The organism is Allobosea sp. GW823-FHT02B03 (assembly GCF_058797755.1).
On sequence record NZ_JBXAJY010000001.1, the window covers coordinates 569,221 to 595,973 of the forward strand.

A 26,753-nucleotide genomic window follows, 5' to 3' on the forward strand; every position below is an offset into this window, starting at 1 on the left:
GGGTTCAGCGGGTCGCGTCGGCGACCTTGCCGGCGGCATCGGCCGCATTGGCGAATTTCTGCTTCGATTCCGCGAGCCAGGCGGCGTAGCGCTCGGCGCTGACGACCCGGAAGGCGATCGGCATATAGGCGTGGTTCTGCCCGCAGATGAACGAGCACTGGCCGTAGAAGATACCTTCGCGATCGGCCCGGAACCAGGTTTCGTTGAGGCGGCCCGGAATGGCGTCGATCTTCACGCCGAAGGCCGGAACCGTGAACTTGTGGATGACGTCGGCGGCGGTGACCTGCACGCGCACGATCTTGCCGACCGGAACCACTGCCTCGTTGTCGACGGCGAGCAGGCGCGGAGCCTCGGATTCGGCGATCTTCTTGGACTGGATCGCCTCGGCGCGCTGCTTCTCGTCGAGCATCAGCGAATCGAAGCCGAAGGCGCCGCCATCCTGCGGGTACTCATAGGACCAGTACCACTGCTTGCCGGTCACCTTCACGGTGATGTCGGCCTTCGGAACCTCGAGCTGCAGCTTGAGCAGGCGGAAGGAGGGAATCGCGACCACGACCAGGATCAGCACCGGGATAATGGTCCAGGCGACCTCGAGCAGGGCGTGGTGGGTGGTCTTGGCCGGCACCGGATTGCGGCGCTCGTTGAAGCGGTAGGCCACATAGATCAGCAGCCCGAGCACGAAGATGCAGATGACGAAGATCAGGACGTTGATCCAGTCGTGGAACCAGTGGATGAACGTCGCAACCTCGGTCGCGGCGGGCTGGAGATTAATCTGCCAGGGCTGCGGCATGCCGTTCTGGGCCGATGCGGCGGCCGGGAAGAACGCAATCAGCATCGCGGCGACGGCCGCGGCGGCGTCCCTGAGGGTCGAGGTCACAAATCGCATCGGTCCGACATAGCTCCTGTGATGCCGTGCCGGCCCCCGGTTCCGCCTGGGTCGGCTTGCACGCGTCCAGGCAGCCCTTGCGGGCCGCCCCTTGTTCTTCGGCATTGCGATAAATCAAAGATCACGCTTGCGCCAGTGGGGCAATGATAGGCTGGCGCAAGGGCCGTGCGGCATAAGTACGCGAGGCGCAGGGACGCAGGCACGCCCGTCATCGCTCAGATCCAGCTTTCGCAAGTGAGTCTCGGCCGCCGAAGGAATGCTTCGTCTTGACAGGAAAGGGACCACATGGTCCCAACGCACGTCGCGATTGAAGAGATCTCCCGGCCGCCGTCGCCGCTTGCGCCCGGCGCCCCGATAGAGAGGAATGACAGGGATGCGCCAACTTCTTGGCCTCGCCGCCGCAGCCCTGGCGGCTGCTGGCTGGCTTTGCGCCACGGCGCTGCCGGCGCAGGCGCAGGGCGCGGTGCGCGCTACGCATGGCGATTGGCAATTGCGTTGTGAGGTGCCCCCGGGCGCCAAGACCGAGCAATGCGCGCTGGTTCAGAACGTCGCGGCCGAGGACAGGCCGAATTTGACGCTCCTGGTGATCGTGCTCAAGACCGCCGATCAGAAGAGTCGGCTGCTGCGTGTCGTTGCGCCGCTCGGCGTGCTGCTGCCCTCGGGCCTCGGCCTCAAGATCGACAACAACGATATCGGCCGCGCCGGCTTCGTGCGCTGCCTGACCACCGGCTGCGTCGCCGAGGTGGTGATCGACGACACGCTGCTCGGCCAGCTCAAGGGCGGCAAGAGCGCAACATTCATTGTCTTCCAGACTCCCGAGGAAGGCGTCGGTATCCCGGTTTCGCTGAATGGATTCGGCCCGGGCGTGGAGGCCCTGCCGTGATTGATATGCTTACCGGCCGTAAGACCTGGCTCATTATGCCCGTGCTCGCCGTCGCGCTCGCAGGCTGCGGTTCGTCGAACTCCACCGGCGAGCCGAGCGCGATGCAAAAGTTCGGCAATATCCTGGCCTTCCAGTCGACGACCCCGCCGCCGGTCGACCAGCTTCCGAAGGATGCCGAGGACGAGCTGATCTGCCCGGCCGTCATCATCGCCGACGGGGGCGCCGCGATCCGGGCCCAGACCGGTCCCGACAGCGCGAGCCTGCGCCATCAGATCTCGATCCAGAATGTCGCTCGCGAGTGCAAGGCGACCGGGCCCGGTGGCGGCTTCACCCTCAAGGTCGGCGTCGAAGGGCGCGTGCTGGCGGGCCCGGCCGGCGGCTCGGGCAGCCACACCGCCACCCTGACGACGCAGGTGATCCGCAACGGCCAGGTCCTCGCCCGGCGCGCCTCGCGTGTCGGCGCGACGCTCTCTTCCGGCCAGTCCGGAGCCGATTTCACGCATGTCGAGGACAATATCGTCGTTCCGCCGGGTTCCGGCGAGACGGAGATCGTCGTATCGCTCGGCGTGGGCGGAGCCGATCCGGCCCGCCGCCGTCGCCGTTAGGCCGCCACGTGTCCGGCTGGACGCGAAAAAGCGGGCCATCGCTGTGATCGGCTATCGGGCCGGGACGTGAATTGGACGTCTCGGCCCGATGCTTTTGTGGGCGCGCCATGTGCCAAAGGTGATCGTGGACAGGCTTGCCTCCGAGCCGTGCCTCGATTGACTTAAGACCGCTCTCAGCTATTGCTGCTTCAGCCGCATCATCCCCGCGGGAGAGACCGGGATCGGACTTGTTCGACCCCGGCGCCGAAGGCGCAACCGCCCCGGAAACGCTCAGGCAAACGGACCGCGTGGGAATTGGCGCTCTGGAAAGCGGCGGGCCGTAAAGGCTCGCCCACCGACGGGGGTAACCTGCAGGCCTAGGCTCGCAGGGAAATCTCTCAGGTCCCGAGACAGAGGGGGCGCGCTCCGGACGATTCCGTTCGGGGCTCGCGCTCGATTCTGGAAGGGACGCCATGGCTGCCGAAGCCCAAGAGGCCGACGGAAACTCCGCAAACGCCGAGCCGCTGCTCAGGACCCCGCTTCATGCCCGCCATGTCGCGCTGGGTGCCCGCATGGTGCCGTTCGCGGGCTACGACATGCCGGTACAGTATCCGAGCGGCATCCTGACCGAGCACGTCTGGACCCGCGAGAATGCCGGTCTGTTCGACGTTTCGCATATGGGCCAGGCCTTCCTGATCGGGCCCGATCACGAGACCACGGCGCGCGCGCTCGAAGCGCTGGTCCCCGCCGACATCGTCAACCTCCAGCCCGGCAAGCAGCGCTATACCCAGCTCTTGAACGAGGAGGGCGGCATCCTCGACGACCTGATGGTGACGCGCTCAGCCGATCCCGACGAGGATGGCGCGCTGCTGCTCGTCGTCAACGCCGCCTGCAAGCTGACCGACTATCCCCATATCGAGGCGCGCCTGCCGGCCAATGTGAAGCTGATCCGGGCCGAGCATCGTGGCCTGATCGCGCTCCAGGGGCCGAAGGCCGAGGCGGCGCTGGCGGCGCTCAACCCCGAAGTCGCGGAAATGAGCTTCATGTCGGCGCGCACCCTCAAGCTCGGTGGCGTCAAGGCGAACATCACCCGCTCCGGCTATACCGGCGAGGATGGCTACGAGATCTCCGCGGCGGCCGACCGTATCGGCGAGCTCTGGGATGCGCTCCTGCTCGACGCCAGCGTCAAGCCGGTCGGTCTCGGCGCCCGCGATTCGCTGCGTCTCGAGGCGGGGCTTTGCCTCTACGGCCATGACATCGACACGGAGACCTCGCCGGTCGAGGCCGGGCTGAACTGGTCGATCCAGAAGCGTCGGCGCGAGGAAGGCGGTTTTCCGGGCGCGGCCCGCATCCAGCGCGAATTCGCCGAAGGCACGGCGCGGGTCCGCGTCGGCCTGTTGCCGGAAGGGCGGGCTCCCGCACGCGAGGGCGCCGAGATCGCGCTCGCCGACGGCACCATCGTCGGCAAGGTCACTTCGGGCGGCTTCGGCCCGACCCTGAACGGCCCCTGCGCCATGGGCTATGTCGCCAGGGAACATGCCGCTCCCGGCACCAAGCTCGACCTGATCGTGCGCGGCAAGCCGCTGCCGGCGACCGTCGCCGCAATGCCTTTCGTTCCCAACCATTACAAGCGCTGAGCTTCACACCAATTCGCCGGAGGAAAACCATGGCCGAGACCCGCTACACCAAGGACCACGAATATATCCGCGTCGAGGGCGACACCGGCACGGTCGGCATCTCCGACTTCGCCCAGGGCCAGCTCGGCGACGTCGTCTTCGTCGAGCTGCCGGCGATCGGCAAGTCGCTGGCGAAGGGCGCCGAGGCGGCGGTCGTCGAGAGCGTCAAGGCGGCGTCCGAGGTCTATGCTCCGGTGTCCGGCGAGATCGTCGCCGTCAACAGCGAGCTCGAAGCCGCTCCCGGCACGGTCAATGAGGACCCCGCCGGCAAGGGCTGGTTCGTCAAGATCAAGCTCAAGGACCCAGCTGAGCTCGAAGGCCTGCTGAGCGAGGCCGAGTACCAGGACTACGTCAAGACGCTCTGACCCTCACCGGGTCGTCCCGGACAAGCCGCGCAGCGGCGCAGTTCCGGGACCCATGCCTGAACGGTTCCGGCATGGGTCCCGGGTCTCCCTCCGGTCGCCCGGGACGACCATGCAGTTTTTGAACGGTCCTCGACCGTATCGGAGAACGGAACCTCCATGCGCTATTTGCCCCTGACCGATACCGACCGCGAGGACATGCTGGCGCGCATCGGCGTGCCCGATGTCGATGCGCTCTTCTCCGATGTGCCGAAAGGCAAGCTGCTCAAGGAGCCGCTCGATCTGCCGCGTGCCAAGGGCGAGCTCGAGGTCGAGCGCATCCTCGGCAGGATGTCGGCCAGGAACACGGCTGCCGGCGCAGTGCCGTTCTTCGTCGGGGCAGGGGCCTACAAGCACCATGTCCCAGCGACGGTCGACCATCTGATCCAGCGCTCGGAGTTCCTGACCAGCTACACGCCTTATCAGCCCGAGATCGCCCAGGGCACGCTGCAATACCTGTTCGAGTTCCAGACCCAGGTCGCGGCGCTGACCGGCATGGAGGTCGCCAACGCCTCGATGTATGACGGCTCGACCGGTACGGCAGAGGCGGTGCTGATGGCGCATCGCGTCACCAAGCGGCGCAAGGCGGTCCTCTCCGGCGGCCTGCATCCGCACTACACCCAGGTCGTCGAGACCCTCTCCGAGATGGCCAATGACGAGGTCGTGGCGCTGAAGCCCGACGTTCGCGCCACCGAGGACATTCTCGCCGCGATCGACGACAGCGTCTCCTGCGTCGTCGTCCAGTCGCCGGACGTCTTCGGCAATCTGCGCGATCTCAAGCCGATCGCCGAGAAGGCGCATGCCCATGGCGCGCTTCTGATCGCGGTCTTCACTGAGGTCGTATCGCTCGGTGCGGTCGTCCCGCCCGGTGCCCAGGACGCGGACATCGTCGTCGGCGAGGGCCAGTCGATCGGCAACGCCCTGAATTTCGGCGGTCCCTATGTCGGCCTCTTCGCCGCCAAGTCGAAATATGTCCGCCAGATGCCGGGCCGGCTCTGCGGCGAGACCGTCGACGCCGATGGCCGCCGCGGCTTCGTGCTGACGCTCTCGACCCGTGAGCAGCACATCCGCCGCGACAAGGCGACCTCGAACATCTGCACCAATTCCGGCCTCTGCGTGCTGGCCTTCACGATCCACATGACGCTGCTCGGCCAGGCCGGGTTGACCCGGCTCGCCGAGGTCAACCACGCCAATGCCGTGAAGCTCGCCGATGCGCTTGCGGGGGTGAAGGGCGTCGACGTGCTCAACGAGAGCTTCTTCAACGAGTTCACGCTGAAGCTCGCCAAGCCCGCTGCCGAGGTGGTCGAGGCGCTCGCCGCCAAGGGCATCCTGGCCGGCGTGCCGGCCTCGCGCCTGCTGCCGGGCGCCGGGCTCGACGATCTCCTGATCGTCGCCAATACCGAAGTGAACACGGATGAGGACCGGGCGGCCTTCGTGGCGGCGCTCGCGGAGGTGCTGTGATGTTGAACCGTCAGGGACGCCCGACTGCCGCCGGCGAGGCCGAGAGCCGCAGCCACGAGACTTTCACCGGCAACAAGGCCCTTCAGCAGATCGAGCCGCTGATCTTCGAGATCGGCCATCACGAGTCGACCGGCGTCGACATCGACAAGCCGGCGCCGTTCAAGAGCCGGCTCGGCAAGCATGCCCGCCAGGGTGAGATCGGTCTGCCCGGCCTCTCCGAGCCCGAGGCCATGCGCCATTATGTGCGCCTCAGCCAGAAGAACTACGGCATCGATACCGGGCTCTTCCCGCTCGGTTCCTGCACGATGAAGCACAATGCCCGCCTCAACGAGAAGGTGGCGCGCCTGCCGGGCTTCTCCGACGTGCATCCGCTCCAGCCGGTCTCGACCGTGCCCGGCGCGCTCGAACTGATGCTGGAGCTCGCCCGCTATCTGATGACGCTGACCGGCATGCCGGCGGTGGCGCTTTCGCCCAAGGCCGGCGCCCATGGCGAGGCCTGCGGCATGATGGCGATCAAGGCCGCGATCGAGGCCAAGGGCGAGGGCGCGACCCGCAATGTCGTGCTCGTGCCCGAGTCGGCGCACGGCACCAACCCGGCGACGGCGGCGCTGATCGGCTTCTCGGTCAAGGCCGTCCCGGCCCGTCCGGACGGCACCGTCGCGGTCGAGGACGTCAAGGCGCTGCTCGGCCCGGACGTCGCCGCGATCATGCTGACCAATCCCAACACCTGCGGCATCTTCGAGCCTGAGATCGTCGAGATCGCGGCGGCGCTGCACGAGGCTGGCGCCTATTTCTACTGCGACGGCGCCAACTTCAATGCGATCGTCGGCAAGGCCCGTCCGGGCGATCTCGGCGTCGATGCCATGCACATCAACCTGCACAAGACCTTCTCGACCCCTCATGGCGGCGGCGGGCCGGGCGCCGGCCCGGTCGTGCTGTCGGAGCGGCTGGCGCCTTACGCGCCGGTGCCGTTTATCCATGTCGAGGGCGATAGCCCGCGCCTGGTCGAGCACAAGTCGGACGCGCCGGAGGGCAACGACCCGTTCGGCCGGATGACCGCCTTCCACGGCCAGATGGGCATGTATGTCCGCGCGCTCGCCTATATGCTCAGCCATGGCGCCGACGGCATGAAGCAGGCCTCGGAAGACGCCGTGCTGAACGCCAACTACATTCGCGCCAGCCTGTCCGACCTGATGTCGCTGCCCTTCCCGGACCACCCCTCGATGCACGAGGTGCTGTTCGACGACGAATGGCTGAAGGGCACCGGCGTCTCGACGCTCGACTTCGCCAAGGCGATGATCGACGAGGGCTACCATCCGATGACGGTGTATTTCCCGCTCGTCGTCCATGGCGCCATGCTGATCGAGCCGACCGAGTCGGAGTCGAAGGCGGCGCTCGATCTCTTCGTCGCCACGCTGCGAGATCTCGCCATCGCGACCAAGGGCAACGACAAGAGCCGCTTCACCGCTGCTCCGCATCACGCGCCGATCCGCCGTCTCGACGAGACCAGGGCCGCCCGCCAGCCGGTGCTGAAATGGGAAAAGCCCGCGCCGGTCAAGCAAGCCGCGGAGTAGAATTTTTCAGGGGCGGGGCCGAAGCGCTCCCGCCTCTGCCCTTTCGTAACCTGTTTGCGCCTGCCTTAAGGCTTCCTTGACCATGTGCGAGGAATGCTTGGTTCCGTGCGTATTCTCGCACGCTGGGATCGGCTCATGCAGTGCGTTCGCCTTCGCCATTCTTTCGCCGCCGCCGTCGCCTTCGCGGCGATGCTGACGGCTTCGCGGGCCGAGGAGCCGGGCTATGGTCCGAAGACCTATGACCGCACGCTCGAGGCGCTGATCACCCATGAGGACATCGCCAATCGCGGCGGCTGGCCGAAAGTGCCGGCTGGCGCGACCGCGCTGAAGCCGGATTCGCAAGGGCCCGACGTCGCGCTGCTGAAGCAGCGCCTGATGTTGAGCGGCGACCTGCCGCCCGCCTCGTTGCCGGGCGACATCTATGACGAGGCGGTGGTCGCGGCGGTGAAGCGCTTCCAGAAGCGCCATGGCCTCTCGGAACTCGGCACCGTCGGCCGCCTGACCCTGAAGGCGTTGAACGTGCCGGTCGAGGTCCGCCTCAACCAGCTCACCGCGACACTGGAACGCCTCAAGGGCAACGGCTTCAACTTCACCGAGCGTTATGTCGTGGTGAACATCCCCGGTGCGAGCGCCGAGGCGGTCGAGGGCGGCATCGTCCAGCGCCGTCACCTCGCCATCGTCGGCCGGCCGGACCGGCCTTCGCCGGTGCTCCAGACCAGCATCACTTCGGTCAACCTGAACCCGTACTGGACGGTGCCGATGTCGATCGTGAAGGCCGACATCATCCCGCATATGCGCAAGGACCCGAGTTTCATCGCCAAGTCGAACATGAAGCTGCTCGGCGCCGAGAACCGCGAGATCGACCCGGCCAGCGTCAACTGGGCCAGCCTGACCAACCCTTACTTCTATGTCCGGCAGGAGCCCGGCCCGACCAACTCCCTCGGCCAGATGAAGATCGACATGCCGAATGGCGAGGCGGTCTACATGCACGACACGCCGAAGAAGACGCTGTTCCGCAACGATGTCCGCTTCAACTCCTCGGGCTGCGCCCGCATCGAGGGCGTGCGTGATCTCGCGAGCTGGCTGCTGGAAGGCACGGAGTGGAACCTGCCGGCGATCGAGGCGGAGATCGCCAAGGGCGAGCGCAAGAACATCGTGCTGAAGAAGCCGGTTCCGGTCGCCTGGGTCTACATGACCGGCTGGCAGGATGCTGCCGGGCTGGTGCAGTTCCGCGACGACATCTACGGGCTCGATACCCCACAGGGCATCGTCACCTCGACGATCCAGCCGCGCAAGCCGAAGCCCAAGCCCGCGGCCGTACCTGCTGCAGCGGCAAGGCCAGTCGCCCCACGGCCGGCGGTGACGCCGATCCCGGCGCCGCGGCCGATCGTTCCGACCGCCGTAGCGATCCAGTAGAGGCGGGGCAGGGGGCGTCCGGCGCGTGCGCGAAGGCTTCCGGGTCCAACGGATCGCACGCCGATCCAGCCGCCTCGTCATTCCGGCTTGAGCGAAGCGGAATGCCGGAAGCCATCCGCAAGGCGCCGCTGCTTTAGGAGGGATTCCGGAGCTGCGCCGCCTGGCGGCTTGTCCGGAATGTCAGCTCGTTCGGAACCAGATTCCGTTCCCAGCGCAGCAGCAAAAGGCAAAGTCAGTGTCCCGCTGAAGCTACGGCGCTTCGTGTGCTTGCCCGGCGGATGACGAGCGCGCTTGGTCGAGAATGCAGCTGTCCCAAACGCAAACGCCGCGGTCCTTGGACCGCGGCGTTCTCATTCGTTTCAGTCGCTTGCGCGTGGCGGCTCAGTTGAGCTTGGCCTTGACGTCCTTGAGGCCGGCGGCGACGAGATCGGCGCCCGCCTTGCCTGCGACCTGGCCGCGCAGGATTACCTCGGCAGCCTGGGTGGCGGCCTCGGCGGCAGCGGCGCGGACTTCCGCGGTCGCCTGGCTTTCGGCCTGGGCGATCTTGTCCTCGGCCGACTTGGTCCGCCGGGTCACGAACTCCGCCAGCTTCGCCTCGGCGTCCTTGGCGAGGCGCTCGGCCTCCTCCTTGGCGTTGGCGACGATGGTCTCGGCCTCGGCCTCGGCGGCCTTGCGCTTGGCCTCGTACTCGGCGAGCAGCTGCTCCGCCTCGTGACGCAGGCGGCGCGCCTCGGCCAGTTCCTTGGCGACCAGCTCGCCGCGGGCGTCGAGCCCGGCGAGGATCTTCTTGTGACCGCCGACATAGACGACGATCGCGATGAAGATGAAGAACGCGATGCCTACCCAGAAAGTATCCATCAGTTTCTCCTCAACGCGCCAGAGCGGTGTCGACGGCCTTCGCCGCCTCGGCCGCGCTCGGCGCCTTGCCGGTCAGCTTCTCGACGATCGCGGCCGCCGTTTCGGCTCCGAGATCGCGGACGCTTTCCATCGCCTTCGCCTTGGCGGCGCCGATCGACGCTTCCGCCTGGGCGGCCTTCGCCGAGAGCTCGGCTTCGACCGCCTTGCGGCGCTCGTCCGACTGCTTGGCGCTGGTCTCTCGGGCGGTCTGGGCGATGCCCTGCGCGCGGGACTGGGCCTGCGCCAGAGCCTGCTCATAGGCCTTCGCGCTGGCTTCCGCCTTCGCCTGGGCGCCGGCCGCTTCATCGAGATCGCGCGACAGTGCCGCGGCGCGGTCGGCGAGAATCCCGCCGATACGCGGCAGCGCCACCCTGGACATCAGCCAGTAGAGCGCACCGAAGGAGACGGCGAGCCAGAACAGCTGGCTGGGATAGGTCTTGCTGTCGAAGGGCGGGAAGGCGCCCTTGGCAGCGCCGGTATCGCTCGCCGCGAGCGCGACCTCCGGCAGGGCGAAAGCCGCAGCGACCAGCGCCGTTGCAGCAATCGTCCGGAGGAGGTTCGTGGCAATGCCGATATGCATCACGACGCCTTTCAGGCTGATCGGATTAGACACGCTCCCGCCGGACGCGAAGGCCCTGCGGGAGCGAATGAAGTCGTCGTCCTCAGACCACGAACAGCAGGATCAGGGCCACGACGAACGCGAAGATGCCCAGACCTTCGGCGAGCGCGGCGCCGATGAAGGCGCGGCCGAACTGGCCGTCAGCGGCCGACGGGTTGCGCAGGGCGCCCGACAGGAACTGACCGAAGATGTTGCCGACGCCGATGGCCGCGAGGCCCATGCCGAGACAGGCGATACCGGCGGCGAGGTACTTGGCGGCAGTGAAATCCATGGTCTTTCTCCGAGTGAACTTAGGGCGGTAGGGGGTGTTTAACTCTCGCGATACCTGCTGGCCTCAGTGGCCGGGGTGCAGGGCATCGTTGAGATAGACGCAGGTCAGGATCGTGAAGACGTAGGCCTGCAGGAAAGCGACGAGGAACTCGAATGCGGTGAGCGCGATCGCCAGCAGCATGGGCAGCGGGGCGAGCACGATGCCGACGCCGATCGTGCCGGTCATCATCACCACGAAGCCGCCGAACACCTTGAGCGCGACGTGGCCGGCCAGCATGTTGCCGAACAGACGAAGCGACAGCGAGATCGGGCGGGAAACGAAGGACACGGCCTCGATCAGGACCATGAAGGGCAGCAGCCAGCCCGGCGCACCCTTGGGCACGAACAGGCCGAAGAAATGGCTGCCATGCTTGACGATGCCATAGACCAGCACCACGCCGATCACCAGGAAGGCGAAGGCGGCGGTGACGATGATGTGGCTGGTGACGGTGAACGAGCCGGGGATCATGCCGAGCAGGTTCGCGGTCAGCACGAACATGAACAGCGAGAAGACGAAGGGGAAGAAGCGCATCCCTTCCTTGCCCATCACGCCCGTCAGCGTCGAGGCGACGAACTCGTAGGACATCTCGGCGAGCGACTGCAGCCGGCCGGGCACGGTGGCGCGCTGGCGCGAGCCGAACAGCGTGATCAGCGCGATGACGGCGACCGTCAGCACCATGAACAGCGCGGAATTGGTGAAGGAAAGGTCGAGTCCGAAGAGCTTCAGGCCGACGATCGGCTTGATCTCGAATTGGTGGATCGGATCGATACCGCCGCCGGCCGCCATTCTCTCAACCCTCTCAATGCGGCACTTGGCCGCGAAAAACTCAATCCTTGGGAGCGTTCTGCGCCCGTCCGGAGGTCGGCCGCGCTCCCAGTCGATAGACTGACCGGAAACCGGCGATGGTGCCGATTACCAGGAAGGCAATCAGCAGGAACGGCGAGGTTCCCAGCCACCGGTCGCCCAGATAGCCGATCAGGCCACCTGCGATGACGCCGCCAATGAGATCCGTCGCCGCGCGAAAGCCGGAGGACATCGCGCCCGCAAGCACCTTGTCCCTGTTCTCCGCTTCGACCTTGGCCTCTTCGGCCTTGCCGGTCTGCCGCAAGGCGGCGGAGAGCGATTCCAGTCTCGTGCGCAACTCCGGATCACCAGGTGTCTTGTCCGGTTCGGACATGCCGGGCCTCTTCGTTTGACCGTGAATTCGGCACGGTCACGCCAAAAACCTTCGCACACCCTTCCCGGCCCGATCACCGAGCCGTCGTCAGCACGGCCTCCTTTATTGGCCCCCCATACGGCTGTCAAGGCGGGGCTTTGGCATTCAACTAATTGAAGTAATTATATATTTTGCCGGGGTGCGGCATTTTTGCTGCATTGTGGCGCGGATTCTGCCCGAATTCAGACGGCCTCGCGGATGCGCTCGGCGGTATCGAGGTCGACCGAGACCATCTGGCTGACCCCGCGCTCGGCCATTGTGACACCGAACAAGCGGTCCATCCGCGCCATGGTGATCGGGTTGTGGGTGATCAGGATGAAGCGCGTCGCGGTGTTGCGTGCCATCTCGTCGAGCAGGTCGCAGTAGCGCTCGACATTGGCGTCGTCGAGCGGCGCGTCGACCTCGTCGAGCACGCAGATCGGCGAGGGATTGGTCAGGAACACCGCGAAGATCAGCGCTGTCGCGGTCAGCGCCTGCTCGCCGCCGGAGAGCAGGGTCATGACCTGCGGCTTCTTGCCCGGCGGCCGGGCGATGATCTCGAGCCCGGCCTCGAGCGGGTCTTCCGAATCGACCAGCGAGAGCTCGGCCATGCCGCCGCCGAACAGCACGCCGAAGAGATGCTGGAAATGGCCGTTGACGACCTCGAATGCGGCAAGGAGCCGCTCCCTGCCTTCGCGGTTCAGCGCCCCGATCGCCTGGCGCAGGCGCCTGATCGCCTCGGTCAGGTCGTCGCGTTCGCTCGCCAGGCCCGAGCGCTTGCCCTGGACTTCCGAAAGCTCGTCCTCGGCTCGCAGATTGACGGCTCCGAGGCGCTCGCGCTCGGCCTTGAGGCCCGAAAGCCGGCGCTCGACGCCTTCCGCCTCGGGCAGGGGGCCTCCGGGCGCGATTCCCGCCAGAGCGCGCAAGCCGGGAATGTCGGTATCGAGCCCTTCGACGATCTGGCGGGAGATGTCGGCGAGGCGCTGCCTTGCCGCTTCCAGCCGGGCCTCGGCGCTGGCCCGGCCTTCGCGGGCGCCTGCAAGACCTTCGAGCGCTGCGCGGGCCTGCCTGTCCGCTTCGGCGAGCGCCGATTCGCCGGCTGCGAGCTTGTCGGCTTCGGCCTTGCGTGCCTGTTCCGCCGATTCGATCTCGGCGAGGAGGCGCCGGCGCTCGACCAGGAAGGTGTCTGGTGCATCGAGCAGGGTCTGACGCTCGGCCGTCGCCGCAGCGATTCGGCGCCGGGTCTCGGCGGCGGTCTGTTCGCTGGCGCCGGCCCGTTCGCGCCAGGCGCGGATATCCTGAGCGATCGTCTCGCGCCGGCGGGCGCGCAGCTCCGTCTCGCGTGCCCGGGTCTGCACCAATGCCCGGGCTTCCGATGCGGCGGTGCGGCGCTCGGCGAGCTCGGCCCGGGCCGTCAGCAGCGCATTCTCCAGCTCCACGGCCGGTGCCAGCGCGGCAAGGTCCTTCGCTGCAGCTTCGGCCTGGGCGCCGACATCACCGATGCTCTGGCCGAGCCGGCCTATGGCTTCGGTCAGGGCCGAGCGGCGCGAAGCCGTCTCGCTCGCCTTGCGCTCGGCCGCGGCGGCGCGCTCGCGCGTCTGGTCGAGCCGGCGCCGGGCTTCGCGCACCGATTCGAGCGCCTTCGCCTCCTCCTGGCCGGCGCTGCGGGCCTGCTCCGTCGCCGCGCCGAGCCCGGCGCGGGCTTGCTCGACGGCTTCGCGGGCGCGCTGCACCTCGATTTCGAGATCGCCGAGCCGGTTCTTCTCGCTGAGCCGGCGGGCTGCGGGCGAAGGCGCTTCGGCTGCGCTGGTCAGCCCGTCCCAGCGCCAGACATCGCCTTCGCGCGATACCAGACGCTGGCCGGGCAGCAGCAGAGCGCGCAGGCGGGCCCCGTCGTTCGCGGTGGCGAGGCCGATCTGGCGCAGTCGGCGCAGCAGGGCGGCGGGACCGCGCACATGGCGGCTCAGGCTTTCGACCCCCTCGGGCAAGGCAGGGTCGGAATCGCCGGCGCCGGTATCGTCCCAATGCGCAGGTGCAGCCGGGTCGGCCGAGGCATCGAGGTCGTCGCCCAGGGCGGCGGCGAGGGCTGCCTCGTAGCCCTTGGCCACGGTGATCACGTCGAGGATCGCCGGCCATCTGCCGCCGCTTGCCGGCGCAAGCAGCTTCTGGAGCGTTCGGGCTTCTGTATCGAGCCTTTGCGCCGCACGGTCCGCGTCAGCCAGCGGCGTCCGCAGCCGCGCTTCCTCGTCGCGCGCCGCTGCCAATGCGGCCCGTGCCGCGGCGGCGGCGCGATCGGCAGCCCGCATCGCCGCCTCGCCGGCCGTGACCTCGCGGCGCAGCCCGTCCAGGGTCGCTGCCGTACCATCCTGATCGAGCGCCGCCTGGTCGCGCAGCAGTCGGTCGCGTTCGACGGCATGACGGGCCTCGCGCTCCCGGGCTTCGCGGATCGTCCGCTCGAGGGCGCCGCGCCGCGCCGTCAGTTCCGACAGGCGCTGCTGGACCGCCGCATGCTCGGCTTCGGCCGCGTTGAGCCGCATCTCGGCGGCAGCCAGCCCGGACTCCGCCGATGGACCGGCCGCCGCCGCTGCCTCCGCCTCGCGACGCAGGGCCTCGTCCTCTTCCGTCAGCCGCGCCAGCGACTGCGTGGCGTCCTTGCCGAGATTCTCCTGGCGGCCGAGATCGGCCTGCAATTCGGTCAGGCGCTTGCCGAGTTCCTCGCTGCGCTGCTTGGCGCGCCGGTTCTCGGCTTCGAGCTCGTCGAGCCCCCGCTTCAGCCGGACGAGGGCGGCGGCGGCCGCGGCCTCGTTCTCGCGCAGCTGCGGCAGGGCATGGGCGGCGATTGCCTGAAGGCGCGAGGCTTCGGCCTGGACGCCGGTGCGCGCGGCGGCCTCGCGGACCGCCGCCTCCAATGCACGCCCGGCGAGCGCGTCCTGCTCGCGCGCCTCGTCATGGGCGATCAGTGCCAGCACCGCCTCGGCGCGCCGGATGTCGGCGGCGAGGCTGCGATAGCGCGAGGCCTGTCGCGCCTGCCGCTGCAGCGCGTCGACCTGGCCGTCGATCGCGGCGAGTACGTCCTCCAGACGGGTGAGATTGTCCTCGGCGCCGCGCAGGCGCAGCTCCGCCTCGTGGCGGCGGCTGTGCAGGCCGGCGATGCCGGCGGCGTCCTCCAGGATGCGCCGGCGCGATTGCGGCTTGGCAGCGATGATCTCGCTGATCTGGCCCTGACGCACCAGCGCCGGCGAGCGCGCGCCGGTGGCGGCGTCGGCGAAGAGCAGCTGGACGTCGCGGGCCCGGACCTCCTTGCCGTTGACGCGGTAGGTCGAGCCTTCCTCGCGCTCGATCCGGCGCGTCACCTCCAGCACCTCGGCGTCGTTGAAGGCGGCCGGCGCCTTGCGGTCGCTATTGTCGAGGGTGAGGGCGACTTCGGCCATGTTCCGCGCCGGCCGCTCGGATGAGCCGGCGAAGATCACGTCGTCCATGCCCGAGCCGCGCATGTTCTTGAACGAGCTTTCGCCCATCACCCAGCGCAGGGCTTCGACAAGATTGGACTTGCCGCAGCCATTGGGCCCGACAATGCCGGTCAGCCCCGGCTCGATCAGGAATTCCGTGGGCTCGACGAAGGTCTTGAAGCCGGCGAGCTTGAGGCGCGTCAGATGCATCGGCGCGCCTCAGGCTTTGCCGCGAGATCAGCTGCCGAGCAGCGGCTCGATGATCTTCTCGAATTCGGCGATGCTGAGTGCACCGGAACGCTTCTGCCCGTTGATGAAGAAGGTCGGGGTCGAGTCGACGCCGGCCTTGGCGCCGCCCTCCTTAACCTGATTGACGGCCTCGTAGATGTCTTGCCGCTTCAGGCAGGCCTCGAAGGATTCCTGTGTGAAACCGGCCTGCTTCACCATCGTCGACAGCGCATCCACCGGCTTCTCGGTGAAGGCCCAGTTGCGCTGCTGCGCGAACAGCAGATCGGTCATCGGGTAGTATTTGTCGTTGCCGTTGCAGCGCGCCAGCATGAAGCCGGCAGTGGCCAGCGGATCGAGCGGGAACTCGCGCAGCAGGAAGCGGACCTTGCCGGTGTCGATGTACTTGGCCTTCAGCGCCGGCCAGGTGTCGCGGTGGAAGGTGGCACAGTGGCCGCAGGTCAGCGAGGCGTATTCGATGATCGAGACCTTGGCGTCGGGCTTGCCGAGCCAGACATCGCCGAGAGGGCTTGCGACACCGATGTCCTGCGCCTGCGCAGCATGGCCGGCCAGGAGGGGAGAAAGTGCCAAGGCGGCGGTGCCGAGCATCACTTGGCGGCGGCTGGTCATGGGTAATTCCTTGATGGCAATGACAGGGTGCGGACCATAATGGCCACGAGGATTGTGGCAAGACCGGTTCACGCCGCGGTTGCTCCGCTCACGAAGCCGTGTCGTCGCGGGCGTCCCGCCGGCGCTGTGCGATTCCCTGCCCCAGCCGCGCCAGCGCCTCGCGCAGGCCGTCATCCTCGACCTGGGCAACCTGGGCCGCGATCCGGGCGAGGGTGGCCGCGTCCGGCGGCGCCGGAGGCTGGGGGCGGGGCGGCGGGGCGACCGGGCCCTGCTTGAGCACGAGCTTGCCGACGGCGCGCCAGCCGAGATGGGTGTTGACCCGCTCTAGCACGAGCGGCCCGAGTTGCTGCATCTCGAGCGCGAAGGCGCCCTCGACGCGGACCACCAGCGTCGCCGGATCGGCCGTCTCGCCGGGCGCGTTGCGCCGACGCGGCCAGTCGATCTTCAGCGGCCGCGTTCGCTCGGCCAGGCGCTCGCCGACGATCTCCGGCCAGAAGGTCACGACCGAGCGCCCGGCGAAGCCCTGCGCCGCCAGCGCCGGGGCGAGGCAGTCATCGATCAGTTCGGCGAGAGGTTTTGCGGCCATCACCCATTTTGCGCGAGCAGCCGGGGGCATGGCAAGCTGATCCGGCGAGCGGTTATCGAGCCGAGCAAACGTTCAAGCATGGAGCAGGCCGGAATGGCTGTGTCGGCGCAGGAGAATGCCAGCCAGTATGGCGACAGCCGCAAGCTGACGGCGCGGGCGCGCCTCCACACGCAGTACATGGTCGCCGAGCAAAGCTGGTTTCCCTGGGTCGCCGGACACCTGCCGCTCGCGAGAGGCCAGCGCGTGCTCGATGTCGGCTGCGGGCCCGGCTGGTTCTGGGCTGCGGCTGCCGAGCAACTGCCGGAAGGGCTGGATCTCACGCTTGTGGATTTCTCGCCGGGCATGGTCGCGGAAGCGCAGGAGCGGTGCCGGACCGGTGCTTTCGCCGTGCTCCGCGCCGAGCAGGCCGACGCCATGGCGCTGCCTTTCGCCGACGACAGCTTCGACACGGTCGTCGCGATGCACATGCTCTATCATCTGCCTGACCCCGCCTGCGGGATCGCCGAGATGCATCGCGTGCTGAAGCCCGGCGGCCATCTCGCGGTGACCACGAACGGCGTCGGCAACATGCGCGGCTTCTATGCCCTTGCGACGACGCTCGGCTCATCCCCTGTCGACCCTTCGGCCCTCGCCTTCGGATATGACGGCGCCGAGCAGCTGATGTCCGCGCGGTTCGGCAATGTAACGATGGCGCAGCACCCGGCGCGGCTGCGGATCACCGATCCTGAGGATGTGTTTCTGGCGCTGACCTCCTATCCACCGGGCGACACCGCCGGCCTAGCCGAGCTCGCCAGTCTTCGTCACGCGATCGCGGAGGCGTTTCGGCGGGGTGGCGGCGTGCTCGAGGTCGAGAAGCAGACCGGACTTTTCCTCAGCCGCAAACCGGCCTGAGTGGCCGTGGCGTCTCCGCATCCGGAAGTCGGTCCGCGAACCGGCCTTTTTGGGTGCACTGCCTGAGGCGGACAGGTGAGCGCCGAGGGAGAGGCCGAGGGCCGGCTCGCGTCATTAAACGGTGATTTACCGACCCATCGCTTTTCGCGGCGCCTTCAAACGTCCGTGTCCCACGATTCACGGTTGTTGCAGATGTTGCCGCTAGGAAAGGGCCGTGCATCAAACACGGAGAAACATCGTATGCGCCTATGGGTTCGAGGCCTCGCCAAGCGGGCTACCGCGGTGGTCCTGGCAGGCTGGGCGGCTGGCGTCATGCCGGCTCAAGCCTGCACCAATATCCTGCTGATGGCGGCCGACGGAACGCCGGTCTACGGTCGAACCCTGGAATACGCGCTCGAAACCCAGTCCGACGTCGTCGTCGTGCCGCGCAACCATGAATTCGTCGGCACCCGTCCGAACAATGCGCCCGGCGCCAAATGGACCTCGCGCTACGCTTTCGTCGGCGTCATGAGCTTCGGCCAGCCCTTCGTCTCGGACGGCATGAACGAGAAGGGGCTCGCGGGCGGCGCGCTCTACTTCCCCGATTTCGCCAGCTACACCCCGCCGGCCAAGGCGGACCCGAACACCGCGCTGGCCCCATGGGAGTTCCTGAGCTGGGTCCTGTCGAATTTTGCGACCGTGGCCGAGGTCAAGGCCGCGCTCGACAAGGCGGTGATCGTCGATCTGCCGGCGCCGATGGTGAACTTCACGCTGCCCTTCCACTTCCCGATCCATGACGCGACCGGTGCCTCGATCGTCATCGAGCCGATCGACGGGAAGCTGAAGGTCTATGACAACCCGATGGGTGTCCTGACCAATTCCCCGCCCTTCGACTGGCACCTCAACAACATCCGCAACTATGTGAAGATGTCGCCGGTCGCTGCCGATCCGCTGAAGATCGGCGGAAAGACCTTCGAGCCGTTCGGCCAGGGTTCGGGCCTGCTCGGCATCCCCGGCGATCCGACGCCGCCCTCGCGCTTCATCCGCGCCCTCGGCTATGCCGCCTCGGCCAAGCAGCTGCCCGATGGCCCGCAGACCGTGCGCCTAGTCGAGCACATCATGAACAATTTCGACATCCCGATCGGCTTCATCAACTCGGCTGCGAAGGGTGGCGAGCTCGAATACACGCAGTGGACCTCGGTCGCCGACCTGCGCGCCAGGAAGTACTACATCAAGGGCTACCGGGATCAGGTCCTGCGGATGGTCGACCTCAACAGCTTCGACCTCGATGCCAAGGGGCTGCGCGTCGCGCCGTTCAAGATCAACCTGACGCCGCCGCCGCTGGAATTCGCCAAGCCCTGACCTGGCGTATGGGTTCCGGGTTCGCGGCCTTGCTCGCGGGCCCGGGGTAAGGCTGAAGCTCCGAACGGCCGCACTGGCAAACCCAGTGCGGCCGTTCGTCATTCGCTATTGCGATACCGACAGGGGGAGTGAGACGGTGAGCAATCCCACCGTTCCGCGCGCCCGGTTCTCGACGCTGAATTCCTGCAGCACCTTGATGCGGGTCGAGATCGGCGTCTTGCCGACCTGGAAATTGTAGGCGACCGTCCCGCCCAGGGCGGTCGTGCGCCCCTTATAGGGGCCGAGCTGCGCGCCGGCGCCGCTGTCGCCCGTGACCTGCTGGTAGTGATAGCCGATGAGACCGATCGACAGCGCGCTGGTCAGCGCCTTCGAGGCCGCCCATTCGACATGGAACTCGGTTCCCGTCCGGTAGTCGGTCGCGCGGTTGACGCCGTTGAAGGTCACGCCCACCGCCGTGGAGAGATCGATGCCCGTCTCGGGGTCGAACCAGGTCAGGGCGCCGGAGAGATCGCCCGCCCAGCGATGGAAGGCGAGGTTGGCGAGCTGTCCGTCGCGATAATCGCCGACCGGGACATTGACCAGCGCGGTCGTGCTCCAATGGAACTTGCCCGAATGCCATCCCATCGTGGCGGACAGGACGGGATCGCCGACGATGGTCGCCTTGTCGCGCAGCGAGCGCCCGATGATGGCGTTGGTGCGCGGCGAATCGAGCTCGACGCCGGCCGAGACCGCGACGCGCCCGACGGGCAGGACGGCGCCCACCGCGAAATTGCCGCCGAAAACCTCCCAGGGCGTCACCCAGGTCCCGTTCAGGAAGTCGGCCCGCGCCTGGCTGCGCACGTTCGCGATCACCCGGCCGCCCGCCGGAAGCGACTTCCGGGCATCGAGCTTGGCGTCGTAGGAATAGGTGTCGCTCTCGAAATAGAAGCCGGGCGGGGGGAGGTACCCCGCCATCGGTCCGCGGCCGCCGAGCAGATAGAAGCCGGTGCCGTTCTCCGCCGCGGATGCTGCTTCGGGTACTAACGCACCACACGCTGCAACGCCGAACGCGGCAAGAGCCCGCGCCGCCCACAAGCCGGGCGCTCGCCGCCGGGCCCCCCTTAGCCGAATCATCGCCACAGCCCCTCAACGCGACGTCGCCATTCCATCGGCGAATCGTTGATGTGACGCTAGTGGCTGGCACTCGGCGAAACCAGCGTTCGCCGTGCGCCGCGCACGTGTTTCCGCAGGGTCGGGTGGCTGCCTTATGGAGCGATGCCGCGGCAGGCCCAAGCGGTGGCTGCGAAGGAGCGCGGACCGTCCGGTCGTCCTGCTTCATAGGCGGTCCTGAGGGCTTCTCTCAGCCTGCCCTGGCGGGGCGGGTCGAGCCCAGCGACATACTGGCCGATTGGCCCCTCGCCGGCCGAGATCGGCTCCCAGTAATCGGCGAAATTCTCGTAATCCATCCGGATCGTCAGCGAGCTTTCCGTGACGTCGCGCAGGCCCTGGGCAACGAAGCTTCGGCGCATCTCGCCCGGCCCGGTCATCGGCTGGAAGCAGTAGCGGCTGCGCGGCGCTTGCGCGCCTTCATCGATCGCGGCAGCCGTATCCCAGAGCATGCGCATGCCCGACATGCCGCCGAGATGGTCCCAGACGGCAGCGGCGACCACGCCGCCGGGGCGTACGACCCGGCGCATCTCGGCCACCGCCTTGTCGGCCTCGGGCACGAAATGCAGCACCAGCAGCGAAAGCGCCCGGTCGAAACGTCCATCCTCGAACGGAATCGCAGTGGCGTCGCCCTGCCGGATCGTGATGCGCGGATCGGTATTGCGGCGCTGCGCCTCCTCCACGAAGACCGGCGAGAAATCGAACGCGGCGATCTCGCCGATCGCGGCCGCCTTCGGCAACGCGAAGGTCAGGCTGCCCGTCCCGCAGCCGACATCGAGGATACGCTCGCCATCGGCAACCCCGGCGAAGCGGATGAAAGGCTCTGCAAGCAAGCGGCTCCAGCGGCCCATGAGGCGCTCATAGCCGGCGGCACTGCGGACGTTGAAGCTCGAAGGCATCGCTCTGCTCCCTGCTCGCCCGGAAGCCCCGCACCGGTTCCTCGCCGCGGCATGAAGCCGTCGGCGGACATTTTCACGCCCTTCGGAACCGGAGCGGGAGATTTTCGTAGTTCAGGCGCCAGCGCAATTCGTCGCCGATGGAAATTCAGGCTGAGCCCGATCGGCGCGGACGCCCTTGCGGCCCGGACGGCGCGCGTTAAACGGGAAGGCATGGACGCCACCGTTCGCCAGCCTCGCGCCGCCGATCTCCTCGCCTGGTATGACCGGCATCGCCGCGTGCTGCCCTGGCGCGCCTTGCCGGGCGAGCAGGCCGATCCTTACCGGGTCTGGGCATCGGAGATCATGCTGCAGCAGACCACGATCACGGCGGTGAAGCCTTATTTCGAGCGCTTCATGACGCGCTTCCCGACCGTAGATGCGCTCGCGCAGGCGCCGTCGGAAAGCGTGATGCAGGCCTGGGCCGGGCTCGGCTACTATTCGCGTGCCCGCAATCTCCATGCCTGCGCCAAGGTTGTCGCCGGCCAGCATGGCGGCCGCTTTCCGGACACTGAGGAAGGTCTGCGCGAACTGCCCGGCATCGGCGCCTATACGGCCGGGGCCGTGGCCGCGATCGCCTTCGGCCGGCCGGCGGCGGCGGTCGACGGCAATGTCGAGCGGGTGATGACGCGGCTCTTCGCGATCGAGGAGGAGATGCCCGGCGCCAAGCCGCTGGTCCGCGAGCGCGTGCTGGCGCTGATGCCGTCCCGCCCCGGGGATTTCGCCCAGGCGCTGATGGATCTCGGCGCGACGATCTGCACGCCGCGTTCCCCAGCCTGCGGGCTCTGTCCCTGGCGCGAGCCTTGCCGGGCGCGCATCGCCGGCACGCAGGAGACCTACCCGCGCAAGGCGGCGAAGAAGACCGGCAAGACCCGCTTTGGCGCCGCCTTCGTCGCGATGCGGGAGGATGGGGCCGTGCTGGTGCGCACCCGCCCCGCCAAGGGCCTGCTCGGCGGCATGGTCGAGGTGCCGGGAGGCGAATGGAAGGCCGATTATCTCTTGGAAGACGCGCTGCGCGATGCGCCGCTGGTAGCGCAATGGCACCGGCTGATCGCGCCGGTGCGGCACGTCTTCACGCATTTCCCGCTGGAGCTGACGATCTTCGTCGCCGAACTTCCATTGGACGCGCAGGCGCCCGAGGGCATGCGCTTCACCCCCTTCGCGAGGCTAAGGGAGGAAGCCTTTCCGAGCGTCTTCCTCAAGGCGCTCGAGGCGGGACTGGAAGGGTTGCGGCAGCATTGATGGCGTGGCCGCCGGTGGCCTGTCCCGTCACCACATGCTCTAATCCCGGTGCCGGCATTGCTGCCGCGGGACGAAGCGCGCCATCTGGCTGGCCGCGCGAATTGCCGGAGGCCGCAATGACCGAAGCCGATAAGCCGATCGCACGGCCTGAGCTTCACAGCGATATCACCTGTCCGGAATGCGGGCACCGCAAGCGGGAGGCGATGCCGGAAGACGCCTGCCAGTTCTTCTATGAATGCGAGGGGTGCGGCGTCGTGCTGCGGCCGAAGCCGGGCGATTGCTGCGTGTTCTGCTCTTACGGGTCTGTGCCCTGTCCGCCGATCCAGCTCGACGGCCGACCATCCGGCGCAGGTGGTTGCTGCGCCGGATGATGAAGAGGCTAGTCCGTCAGGCGGCGGCCATCTGCGCCCGGATCTCGCCACGCAGGGAGTCGAGCAGCACCGGCGCGCCGTCGCGCTCGACATGCCAGAAGGTCCAGCCATTGCAGGCCGGCAGGCCCTGGGCCAGTGCTCCAACCTTGTGGATCGAGCCGACCACGGGATCGAGCAGCAGCGTGCCGTCGGCGCGGATCAGCGCCTCATGGCGTCGCTTCACGTCGAAGACCCGCTCGCCCGCCTTGACCAGCCCGGCCTCGACAAGGCTCAGGAAGGCCACGCGCGGCTCGGTGCGCTTGGAAGGGGCGGTGGCGAAGGCTGCCGGCGGCAGCGGCTCGACAGCGTCGATGCGGGCACGCGCCGCCCTCGCATAGGACTGCTCGCGCTCGATGCCGATGAAGCGCCGGCCGAGCGCCTTGGCGACGGCGCCGGTCGTGCCGGTTCCGAAGAACGGGTCGAGCACGACATCGCCGGGATTGCTGGCGGAGAGCATCACGCGGGCCAGCAGCGCCTCGGGCTTCTGCGTCGGGTGGACCTTGACGCCGGCCTCGTCCTTCAGGCGCTCGTCACCGGTGCACAGCGGCAGGTACCAGTCCGAGCGCATCTGCAGGTCGTCATTGCCGCCCTTCAGCGCCTCGTAATGGAAGGTGTACTTCGAACTCTCGCCGCGCGCCGCCCAGATCAGCGTCTCATGCGCATTGGTGAAGCGCCGGCCGCGGAAATTCGGCATCGGGTTGGCCTTGCGCCAGACGATGTCGTTCAGCATCCAGAAGCCGAGATCCTGCAGGATCGAGCCGACGCGGAAGATGTTGTGATAGGAGCCGATCACCCAGAGCGCGCCATCGGGCTTGAGCACCCGGCGGCAGGCGGAGAGCCAGGCCCGCGTGAACGCGTCGTATTCGGCGAAGGACGCGAACTTGTCCCAGTCGTCGTCAACGGCATCGACGAGGCTGTCGTCGGGCCGGCGCAGATCGCCGCCAAGCTGGAGATTATAGGGCGGGTCGGCGAAGACCATGTCGACGCTGGCCGGAGGCAGCGCTTCGATCGCGGCGATGCAGTCGCCGACGATGACCTGATCGAGCGGCAGTGCCGGGAAAAGGCCCGTTTTGGAGGGAAGGCTCTTGGCCTTCATCCGGGCCCCCAGTGCGGGCCGTCCGGTACGCGAGACTTGAATCCGGACGGCGGCACTGGCGGTCCCGGTACGCGAGATACTCATGACGCCCAGACCGTTACGCAACTTCAACGGTCATGATCTTGGGCCGGTCAGGGTAAAGACCGGGTTTCCGGCCTGAAAAAAATGCGTCCCATTCTGGGGCTGCAGATTTTGCCTAGCCTGTTGAATATGTTGATGAATCAGTAACGGAGGTTAAGGAAGGGTAAGCGTTCTGGGCCGCTGCGGGAAACGCCCGCTTAGGCTTGACATGCGCGTCCCCGGTCGAGGGACGGGCGTCCCGCTACCGGCCTTCACGCGCGCTTCTGGCCCTCGCCGCGTTCTGCTCCGGCCAGGCCGAGCGTCGGCCTCGTGGACGTCAGGCCGGCCGCGTCCAGGTGCCCTTCACCGGCGCGAAGGAATAGCGATGGGCCGGGCAGGGACCATGCTCCTTGAGCGCGGCGCGATGCTGGGCGGTGCCGTAGCCGGCATGGCCGGCGAAACCATAGGCGGGGTAGTGCTGGCCGAGCCGTGCCATCATCCTGTCGCGCGTGACCTTGGCGATGATCGAGGCCGCGGCGATCGACGAGATCAGCGCGTCGCCGCCGATGATCGCCTCGCAGGGGCAGGCCAGGCTCGGCGGGTCGTTGCCGTCGACGAGGACGAGCCCCGGTGCCAACGGCAGGGCCGCTACCGCGCGGCGCATCGCCAGCAGCGTCGCCTGACGGATGTTCAGCCGGTCGATCTCCAGCGCCGAGGCGCTGCCGATCCCGATGCCGAGCCCCTGCCGGAGGATGATGTCAAACAGCGTGTCGCGCCGCTGGGCGCTGAGCAGCTTCGAATCGGCGAGCCCGCCGGGAACCGCCTGCGGATCGAGGATGACTGCGGCCGCGACGACCGGGCCGGCGAGCGGGCCGCGGCCGACCTCGTCGACGCCGGCGACCAGCTGGCAACCCTGCGCGATGGCGCGCGCCTCATGGCTGAAATCGGCGAACATGACGGCAGGCTATGCCAGATCGCGGCGCCGCGGTCTGCCTTGACCATGCCGGCTTCCACAGTGCAGCGCCGGTAAGGCTCGTCAGAACAGGCTGAGCTGCGCCTTCTCCTTCTCGGGCTTGATGAAGAGGTCGCTGCGCAGGCGCAGCCGCGCCGTGTTGAAGCCGAGCCGCTCGGCGGCCATCTCGAAGCGCCGGCCGATCATCCAGGCATAGGGCCCCGAGCCGACCTGGCGCTGGCCCCAGGCCGCATCATAGTCCTTGCCGCCGCGCGTCGAGCGGATCAGCGAGACGACATGGCGCATCTTGTCGGGGTGGTGGGTGACGAGCCAGTCCTGCACCAGATCCTTCACTTCGAGCGGCAGGCGCAGCAGCACATAGCCGGCCTCGCGCGCGCCGGCCGCCTTGGCAGCGTCGAGGATGCGCTCGATCTCGTGCTCGTTCACCGCCGGGATGATCGGAGCGACCAGCACGGTGACCGGGATGCCGGCCTCCGAGAGCTTGCGGATCGTCTCGATGCGCTTGGCGGGAGAGGCGGCACGGGGCTCCATGCCGCGCGACAGCTTGGCGTCGAGCGTCGTCACCGAGAGTGCGACCTTGACCAGGCCCTTCTCGGCCATCGGCGCGAGGATATCGATGTCGCGCTGCACCAGCGCCGATTTGGTGACGATCCCGACCGGATGGTTGAACTTCGCCAGCACCTCCAGGATGCCGCGCATGATCCGCAGCTTCTTCTCGATCGGCTGGTAGGCGTCGGTATTGGTGCCGATCGCGATGGTGCGCGGCTGGTAGCTGGCGGCGGAGAGCTCTTTTTCGAGCAGCAGCGCCGCATCGGGCTTTGCCGTCAGCTTGGTCTCGAAATCGAGGCCGGGCGAGAGCCCGAGATAGGCATGGCTCGGCCGGGCGAAGCAGTAGACGCAGCCATGCTCGCAGCCGCGATAGGGATTGATCGAGCGGTCGAACGAAATATCCGGGGAGTCATTGCGGGTAATGATCGTCCGCGGTTTCTCGATTGAGATCTCGGTCTTGAAGGGCGGCAATTCGCCGAGCGAGCCCCAGCCATCATCCTCGTCGAAGCGCTGCTCGGCCTCGAAGCGCCCGCCCGGATTGATCGTCGCGCCGCGCCCGCGTCGCCGCTCCGGGTCGATGCGGTGCCCGGCAAGGGCGAGCGGGTCTACCGGCGCGATTCGGGCGGAGATCGAGGCCGGCTCGGCGTCGCGGCGCTTCAGCGCCTGCGTCGTCGGCGGCCTTGCGGAAGGTCGGGCTTGGCGCATCGGGGGGCTCCTCGCCGGAATCGCCGGTTTCACGATGTATGAATGTGAACATAACGGGAACAGATTGCAAGTGACAGGATTGCGACATGTTGCGCTGCGGCATAGCATCGGGACCATGCTCACAGCCGTCATTCGTGCCAATGGCCGCACCGAAGCGCTGGCCGCGACCCTGTCGGTGCTGATTCCGGCGGTGGCCGGCGGCACGATCGGCCATGCGGTGGTGATCGGCGCCGGGGAAGACAGCGAAACCGAGCGGCTCGCCGATGTGACCGGGGCGAGCTATGTCGCAGCGCGAAACGGCGCGAGCTGGGCGCTCGGCATCGAGCGCGCGCGGGGCGACTGGGTGCTGCTGCTCGAGGCCGGGGATCTGCCGGAGCCGCATTGGGCCGAGAGCGTCGAGCGGCATCTGATGACGGCCGCGACCACGCCCGCGCTTATGCCGCTGCGCGGCATCGCGGCGCTACGCGAATGGGGCGCGGTTTCGCTGCGTTCGCGCGGCGTCAGGGCCGGGCTGATCGCGCCGAAGAAGCAGCTCCTCTCCGGCCGCCTGCCGGCCTCGCCGCGTCGTCTTTCCGTGCGCCGCGAGCGGGCGCAGGGATAGGGCCTGCCGGGG

The 26,753-nt window shown here is 67.8% G+C and carries 26 protein-coding genes and 2 riboswitches; of the genes, 12 read left to right on the top strand and 14 right to left on the bottom strand.

Annotated features, from left to right (window positions below; all coding sequences use genetic code 11):
• Window positions 1-4: 4 nt before the first annotated feature.
• Complete coding sequence (gene coxB, locus AC1REK_RS02620; RefSeq protein ID WP_316018668.1) at window positions 5-835, bottom strand: cytochrome c oxidase subunit II; 831 nt, start codon at window positions 833-835, stop codon at window positions 5-7.
• 424 nt (window positions 836-1,259) lie between these two features.
• Between coxB and AC1REK_RS02625 the strand changes: the two genes are divergently transcribed.
• From AC1REK_RS02625 to AC1REK_RS02655, 7 genes are all read left to right on the top strand, one after another.
• Entirely contained in the window at window positions 1,260-1,769 is a 510-nt protein-coding gene (locus tag AC1REK_RS02625; protein WP_316018649.1) for an invasion associated locus B family protein, read from the top strand.
• Window positions 1,766-2,374 carry a hypothetical protein gene (locus AC1REK_RS02630; RefSeq protein ID WP_316018648.1) on the top strand — a complete coding sequence of 203 codons (609 nt, stop codon included), beginning with the start codon at window positions 1,766-1,768 and terminating at the stop codon, window positions 2,372-2,374. The genes AC1REK_RS02625 and AC1REK_RS02630 overlap by 4 nt, the downstream gene beginning before the upstream one ends.
• A gap of 196 nt (window positions 2,375-2,570) precedes the next feature.
• Window positions 2,571-2,670, top strand: a riboswitch (glycine riboswitch).
• Between the two features lie 4 nt (window positions 2,671-2,674).
• Window positions 2,675-2,769: riboswitch (glycine riboswitch) on the top strand.
• 57 nt (window positions 2,770-2,826) lie between these two features.
• A complete protein-coding gene (gene gcvT, locus AC1REK_RS02635) occupies window positions 2,827-3,990 on the top strand; it encodes a glycine cleavage system aminomethyltransferase GcvT (protein ID WP_492267288.1) in 1,164 nt (387 codons plus the stop codon).
• A 29-nt stretch (window positions 3,991-4,019) separates the two neighbouring features.
• Window positions 4,020-4,394, top strand: a complete 375-nt coding sequence (gene gcvH, locus AC1REK_RS02640; protein ID WP_327523253.1) for a glycine cleavage system protein GcvH — start codon at window positions 4,020-4,022, stop codon at window positions 4,392-4,394.
• A 156-nt stretch (window positions 4,395-4,550) separates the two neighbouring features.
• Entirely contained in the window at window positions 4,551-5,891 is a 1,341-nt protein-coding gene (gene gcvPA / locus AC1REK_RS02645; protein WP_492267287.1) for an aminomethyl-transferring glycine dehydrogenase subunit GcvPA, read from the top strand.
• Complete coding sequence (gene gcvPB, locus AC1REK_RS02650; protein ID WP_492267286.1) at window positions 5,891-7,465, top strand: aminomethyl-transferring glycine dehydrogenase subunit GcvPB; 1,575 nt, start codon at window positions 5,891-5,893, stop codon at window positions 7,463-7,465. The genes gcvPA and gcvPB overlap by 1 nt, the downstream gene beginning before the upstream one ends.
• A gap of 135 nt (window positions 7,466-7,600) precedes the next feature.
• On the top strand, window positions 7,601-8,881 hold the full coding sequence (locus tag AC1REK_RS02655) for a L,D-transpeptidase family protein (protein WP_492267285.1): 1,281 nt from the start codon (window positions 7,601-7,603) through the stop codon (window positions 8,879-8,881).
• 381 nt (window positions 8,882-9,262) lie between these two features.
• On the opposite strand, the gene AC1REK_RS02660 is transcribed toward AC1REK_RS02655, so the two are convergent.
• The 8 genes from AC1REK_RS02660 to AC1REK_RS02695 all read right to left on the bottom strand — a co-directional run bounded on the left by AC1REK_RS02660 (window position 9,263) and on the right by AC1REK_RS02695 (window position 16,792).
• The gene (locus AC1REK_RS02660) at window positions 9,263-9,739 is read right to left on the bottom strand and encodes a F0F1 ATP synthase subunit B family protein (RefSeq protein WP_316018642.1); all 477 of its coding nucleotides are present in this window, start codon (window positions 9,737-9,739) and stop codon (window positions 9,263-9,265) included.
• 10 nt (window positions 9,740-9,749) lie between these two features.
• Window positions 9,750-10,391: a F0F1 ATP synthase subunit B family protein gene (locus AC1REK_RS02665; protein ID WP_327523249.1), complete on the bottom strand. Its 642-nt coding sequence runs from the start codon at window positions 10,389-10,391 to the stop codon at window positions 9,750-9,752.
• Between the two features lie 49 nt (window positions 10,392-10,440).
• Entirely contained in the window at window positions 10,441-10,668 is a 228-nt protein-coding gene (locus tag AC1REK_RS02670) for a F0F1 ATP synthase subunit C (RefSeq protein WP_066468155.1), read from the bottom strand.
• A gap of 63 nt (window positions 10,669-10,731) precedes the next feature.
• Window positions 10,732-11,493: a F0F1 ATP synthase subunit A gene (locus AC1REK_RS02675; protein WP_066468157.1), complete on the bottom strand. Its 762-nt coding sequence runs from the start codon at window positions 11,491-11,493 to the stop codon at window positions 10,732-10,734.
• A 40-nt stretch (window positions 11,494-11,533) separates the two neighbouring features.
• Window positions 11,534-11,884: an AtpZ/AtpI family protein gene (locus AC1REK_RS02680; protein ID WP_066468160.1), complete on the bottom strand. Its 351-nt coding sequence runs from the start codon at window positions 11,882-11,884 to the stop codon at window positions 11,534-11,536.
• A 221-nt stretch (window positions 11,885-12,105) separates the two neighbouring features.
• Window positions 12,106-15,561 (bottom strand): chromosome segregation SMC family protein, encoded by a 3,456-nt coding sequence (locus AC1REK_RS02685; RefSeq protein ID WP_492267284.1) that lies wholly within the window; start codon window positions 15,559-15,561, stop codon window positions 12,106-12,108.
• Window positions 15,562-15,588: 27 nt separating this feature from the next.
• On the bottom strand, window positions 15,589-16,206 hold the full coding sequence (locus AC1REK_RS02690; protein WP_316018639.1) for a DsbA family protein: 618 nt from the start codon (window positions 16,204-16,206) through the stop codon (window positions 15,589-15,591).
• An 88-nt stretch (window positions 16,207-16,294) separates the two neighbouring features.
• Window positions 16,295-16,792, bottom strand: a complete 498-nt coding sequence (locus AC1REK_RS02695; protein ID WP_316018638.1) for a DUF721 domain-containing protein — start codon at window positions 16,790-16,792, stop codon at window positions 16,295-16,297.
• A gap of 93 nt (window positions 16,793-16,885) precedes the next feature.
• Here AC1REK_RS02695 and AC1REK_RS02700 point away from each other — a divergent pair, with 93 nt between their 5' ends.
• Both AC1REK_RS02700 and AC1REK_RS02705 read left to right on the top strand, forming a co-directional pair.
• Complete coding sequence (locus AC1REK_RS02700; protein ID WP_492267283.1) at window positions 16,886-17,683, top strand: class I SAM-dependent methyltransferase; 798 nt, start codon at window positions 16,886-16,888, stop codon at window positions 17,681-17,683.
• Between the two features lie 240 nt (window positions 17,684-17,923).
• Window positions 17,924-19,024 (top strand): linear amide C-N hydrolase, encoded by a 1,101-nt coding sequence (locus AC1REK_RS02705; RefSeq protein ID WP_492267282.1) that lies wholly within the window; start codon window positions 17,924-17,926, stop codon window positions 19,022-19,024.
• Between the two features lie 105 nt (window positions 19,025-19,129).
• Here AC1REK_RS02705 and AC1REK_RS02710 read toward each other — a convergent pair whose 3' ends face one another.
• Both AC1REK_RS02710 and AC1REK_RS02715 read right to left on the bottom strand, forming a co-directional pair.
• On the bottom strand, window positions 19,130-19,978 hold the full coding sequence (locus tag AC1REK_RS02710) for a SphA family protein (protein ID WP_492267281.1): 849 nt from the start codon (window positions 19,976-19,978) through the stop codon (window positions 19,130-19,132).
• 290 nt (window positions 19,979-20,268) lie between these two features.
• Window positions 20,269-21,069: a class I SAM-dependent methyltransferase gene (locus AC1REK_RS02715; RefSeq protein WP_492267280.1), complete on the bottom strand. Its 801-nt coding sequence runs from the start codon at window positions 21,067-21,069 to the stop codon at window positions 20,269-20,271.
• A 210-nt stretch (window positions 21,070-21,279) separates the two neighbouring features.
• Here AC1REK_RS02715 and mutY point away from each other — a divergent pair, with 210 nt between their 5' ends.
• Both mutY and AC1REK_RS02725 read left to right on the top strand, forming a co-directional pair.
• Window positions 21,280-22,347, top strand: a complete 1,068-nt coding sequence (mutY, locus tag AC1REK_RS02720; RefSeq protein ID WP_492267279.1) for an A/G-specific adenine glycosylase — start codon at window positions 21,280-21,282, stop codon at window positions 22,345-22,347.
• Between the two features lie 116 nt (window positions 22,348-22,463).
• A complete protein-coding gene (locus AC1REK_RS02725) occupies window positions 22,464-22,718 on the top strand; it encodes a GDCCVxC domain-containing (seleno)protein (RefSeq protein ID WP_492267278.1) in 255 nt (84 codons plus the stop codon).
• 16 nt (window positions 22,719-22,734) lie between these two features.
• On the opposite strand, the gene AC1REK_RS02730 is transcribed toward AC1REK_RS02725, so the two are convergent.
• The 3 genes from AC1REK_RS02730 to AC1REK_RS02740 all read right to left on the bottom strand — a co-directional run bounded on the left by AC1REK_RS02730 (window position 22,735) and on the right by AC1REK_RS02740 (window position 26,140).
• Window positions 22,735-23,937: a site-specific DNA-methyltransferase gene (locus AC1REK_RS02730; protein ID WP_390893350.1), complete on the bottom strand. Its 1,203-nt coding sequence runs from the start codon at window positions 23,935-23,937 to the stop codon at window positions 22,735-22,737.
• Between the two features lie 313 nt (window positions 23,938-24,250).
• Window positions 24,251-24,868, bottom strand: coding sequence for a ribonuclease HII (rnhB, locus tag AC1REK_RS02735; protein WP_492267277.1), 618 nt, complete (start codon window positions 24,866-24,868; stop codon window positions 24,251-24,253).
• An 81-nt stretch (window positions 24,869-24,949) separates the two neighbouring features.
• Complete coding sequence (locus AC1REK_RS02740) at window positions 24,950-26,140, bottom strand: PA0069 family radical SAM protein (protein WP_492267276.1); 1,191 nt, start codon at window positions 26,138-26,140, stop codon at window positions 24,950-24,952.
• A 115-nt stretch (window positions 26,141-26,255) separates the two neighbouring features.
• On the opposite strand from AC1REK_RS02740, the gene AC1REK_RS02745 reads away from it, so the two are divergent.
• Window positions 26,256-26,741, top strand: coding sequence for a hypothetical protein (locus AC1REK_RS02745; protein ID WP_492267275.1), 486 nt, complete (start codon window positions 26,256-26,258; stop codon window positions 26,739-26,741).
• Window positions 26,742-26,753 lie beyond the last annotated feature (12 nt).

Excerpts from the sequence above, each read along its gene's own strand:
- coxB (WP_316018668.1), bottom strand. The coding sequence starts at position 835 with ATGCTGATTGCGTTCTTCCCGGCCGCCGCATCGGCCCAGAACGGCATG.
- AC1REK_RS02625 (WP_316018649.1), top strand. The coding sequence starts at position 1,260 with ATGCGCCAACTTCTTGGCCTCGCCGCCGCAGCCCTGGCGGCTGCTGGC.
- gcvT (WP_492267288.1), top strand. The coding sequence starts at position 2,827 with ATGGCTGCCGAAGCCCAAGAGGCCGACGGAAACTCCGCAAACGCCGAG.
- gcvH (WP_327523253.1), top strand. The coding sequence starts at position 4,020 with ATGGCCGAGACCCGCTACACCAAGGACCACGAATATATCCGCGTCGAG.
- gcvPA (WP_492267287.1), top strand. The coding sequence starts at position 4,551 with ATGCGCTATTTGCCCCTGACCGATACCGACCGCGAGGACATGCTGGCG.
- gcvPB (WP_492267286.1), top strand. The coding sequence starts at position 5,891 with ATGTTGAACCGTCAGGGACGCCCGACTGCCGCCGGCGAGGCCGAGAGC.
- AC1REK_RS02655 (WP_492267285.1), top strand. The coding sequence starts at position 7,601 with ATGCAGTGCGTTCGCCTTCGCCATTCTTTCGCCGCCGCCGTCGCCTTC.
- AC1REK_RS02660 (WP_316018642.1), bottom strand. The coding sequence starts at position 9,739 with ATGGATACTTTCTGGGTAGGCATCGCGTTCTTCATCTTCATCGCGATC.
- AC1REK_RS02670 (WP_066468155.1), bottom strand. The coding sequence starts at position 10,668 with ATGGATTTCACTGCCGCCAAGTACCTCGCCGCCGGTATCGCCTGTCTC.
- AC1REK_RS02675 (WP_066468157.1), bottom strand. The coding sequence starts at position 11,493 with ATGGCGGCCGGCGGCGGTATCGATCCGATCCACCAATTCGAGATCAAG.
- AC1REK_RS02680 (WP_066468160.1), bottom strand. The coding sequence starts at position 11,884 with ATGTCCGAACCGGACAAGACACCTGGTGATCCGGAGTTGCGCACGAGA.
- AC1REK_RS02685 (WP_492267284.1), bottom strand. The coding sequence starts at position 15,561 with ATGCATCTGACGCGCCTCAAGCTCGCCGGCTTCAAGACCTTCGTCGAG.
- AC1REK_RS02690 (WP_316018639.1), bottom strand. The coding sequence starts at position 16,206 with ATGACCAGCCGCCGCCAAGTGATGCTCGGCACCGCCGCCTTGGCACTT.
- AC1REK_RS02695 (WP_316018638.1), bottom strand. The coding sequence starts at position 16,792 with ATGGCCGCAAAACCTCTCGCCGAACTGATCGATGACTGCCTCGCCCCG.
- AC1REK_RS02700 (WP_492267283.1), top strand. The coding sequence starts at position 16,886 with ATGGCTGTGTCGGCGCAGGAGAATGCCAGCCAGTATGGCGACAGCCGC.
- AC1REK_RS02705 (WP_492267282.1), top strand. The coding sequence starts at position 17,924 with ATGCGCCTATGGGTTCGAGGCCTCGCCAAGCGGGCTACCGCGGTGGTC.
- AC1REK_RS02710 (WP_492267281.1), bottom strand. The coding sequence starts at position 19,978 with ATGGCGGGGTACCTCCCCCCGCCCGGCTTCTATTTCGAGAGCGACACC.
- AC1REK_RS02715 (WP_492267280.1), bottom strand. The coding sequence starts at position 21,069 with ATGCCTTCGAGCTTCAACGTCCGCAGTGCCGCCGGCTATGAGCGCCTC.
- mutY (WP_492267279.1), top strand. The coding sequence starts at position 21,280 with ATGGACGCCACCGTTCGCCAGCCTCGCGCCGCCGATCTCCTCGCCTGG.
- AC1REK_RS02725 (WP_492267278.1), top strand. The coding sequence starts at position 22,464 with ATGACCGAAGCCGATAAGCCGATCGCACGGCCTGAGCTTCACAGCGAT.
- AC1REK_RS02730 (WP_390893350.1), bottom strand. The coding sequence starts at position 23,937 with ATGAGTATCTCGCGTACCGGGACCGCCAGTGCCGCCGTCCGGATTCAA.
- rnhB (WP_492267277.1), bottom strand. The coding sequence starts at position 24,868 with ATGTTCGCCGATTTCAGCCATGAGGCGCGCGCCATCGCGCAGGGTTGC.
- AC1REK_RS02740 (WP_492267276.1), bottom strand. The coding sequence starts at position 26,140 with ATGCGCCAAGCCCGACCTTCCGCAAGGCCGCCGACGACGCAGGCGCTG.
- AC1REK_RS02745 (WP_492267275.1), top strand. The coding sequence starts at position 26,256 with ATGCTCACAGCCGTCATTCGTGCCAATGGCCGCACCGAAGCGCTGGCC.